Source organism: Synechococcus sp. WC101, from assembly GCF_047461555.1.
Classification (GTDB): domain Bacteria; phylum Cyanobacteriota; class Cyanobacteriia; order Thermostichales; family Thermostichaceae; genus Thermostichus.
Genome location: NZ_JANSHG010000285.1, coordinates 1 through 1,562, shown reverse-complemented (window position 1 = coordinate 1,562; position 1,562 = coordinate 1). Strand labels below are relative to the sequence as shown.

Annotated in this window: 2 protein-coding genes and 1 pseudogene; 2 read left to right on the top strand and 1 reads right to left on the bottom strand. The window is 57.3% G+C overall.

All coding sequences use genetic code 11. The features are described 5' to 3' along the window. A pseudogene (locus NW809_RS12505) lies at positions 1–173 on the bottom strand (RNA-guided endonuclease TnpB family protein); the annotation flags it as partial. Between the two features lie 107 nt (positions 174–280). Here NW809_RS12505 and remA point away from each other — a divergent pair. After that, positions 281–550, top strand: coding sequence for an extracellular matrix/biofilm regulator RemA (remA, locus tag NW809_RS12500; protein ID WP_011431477.1), 270 nt, complete (start codon positions 281–283; stop codon positions 548–550). A 94-nt stretch (positions 551–644) separates the two neighbouring features. Next, positions 645–1,298, top strand: a complete 654-nt coding sequence (gene gmk, locus NW809_RS12495) for a guanylate kinase (RefSeq protein WP_011431478.1) — start codon at positions 645–647, stop codon at positions 1,296–1,298. Positions 1,299–1,562: the final 264 nt, after the last annotated feature.

The window sequence follows — 1,562 nt, the reverse complement described above, 5'->3', positions numbered from 1 at the left end:
ACCGTGCATGGATTTCGCGGTCGCTCAGAGACTGAAGCTGAAGAGCGTTGGTTATCTTCTCTGGCGTGTTTTGGTTGGCAGGCCTGGGCAAAGGCATCCAAAGTTGCATCCAGCTTTGTGGCTTGCGAGGCAGATACCTTGAGCTTGCAGAAGATAGTCAGGACTTGGGTCATGCTGGTTATATTAGGCGCTATCGCTCCCCACCGTATAGACGGTGGGGTGTCCCGCGCATTCAGATGAAGGCTGCTGGCCGGACAGGCGCTAGATTGGCTGATTAACCATGGATACTCGCCTAATCAACATCGGCTTTGGCAATATCGTCGCCGCCGGGCGCGTTATCGCCATTGTCAGTCCTGAGTCAGCTCCCATCAAACGCATCATTAGCGACGCCCGCGAAAGAGGCCAGTTGGTGGACGCGACCTACGGTCGCCGCACCCGCGCCGTAATCATCACCGATTCCGGGCACGTCATCCTCTCGGCCATTCAGCCGGAAACCGTTGCCAACCGCTTCCTTACTGCCAAAGTCGGTGCGCCGGAGGAACCTGAGTAAGGGCCTCACAAGCAGCCTGCGAGGCCGAGAGTGAGATATCCTAAAACAAACCAAACCAGCCAACTGTCCAGTCGTCCTTTGTCGCTCTCCGCCTATGGCAGTTTCTTCCACTACGCTCTCCTCGCCAACTCCCCCTGAGTGCCTGCAGCAACAGGAAGCCCCTCGGCCTCCTGCCACTCGCGGTCGCCTGGTGGTTTTGACAGGGCCCAGTGGGGTGGGCAAAGGCACTCTGGTCAGCCAATTGCGCCAGCGCCACCCTGAGCTGTACTTTTCTGTCTCGGTAACCACCCGCCCCCCCCGCCCTGGGGAACAGGAAGGCGTCAACTACTACTTCCGCACTCGCGAGGAGTTCCTCAACCTGATTGAAGCCGATGAGTTGTTGGAATGGGCCCAGTACGCAGGTAACTTTTACGGCACTCCCCGCGAGATCGTGTTCCAAAAACTCAGCCAGGGTCAGGATGTGCTTCTGGAAATTGAACTGGCCGGGGCCCGCCAGGTGAGACAACAGTGTCCCGATGCCATTCGCATCTTCCTGTCTCCTCCCTCGCTAGAAGAGCTCGAACGCCGCATTCGCGAACGCGGACAAGACTCTGAAGCCAGCATCCAACGCCGTCTGCAACAGGCTCGCAAAGAATTGGATGCCAAAGACGAATTCGACTACGTGATCGTCAACGACAATCTAGAGCAGGCTCTACAGGAGCTGGAAGCCTTGCTTTATCCTCCCTCTCCAGGGAAGGGGCAATCCTAGGAGCTCTGCGACTCTACGCGCTTTTTTCCGAGAGCTCGCGTCTTTTTCTTAACTAAAAAACGGCGACACAAGCCTCGGCATCCACGCCAAGTGCTTTTTGACACTCCCCCGACTCAAGTCGGGGAATTCTCACGCAGTCCACAACCGGAATCGCGAAGGCGCTGTCAAGACGCCCCTACACACAAAGGGATAGCTTGGTAGCCCCGCACTTGAGTGCGGGGCGGAAAAGCCCGCTAGCCACTTTAGTCGCTTACCCATGATGGG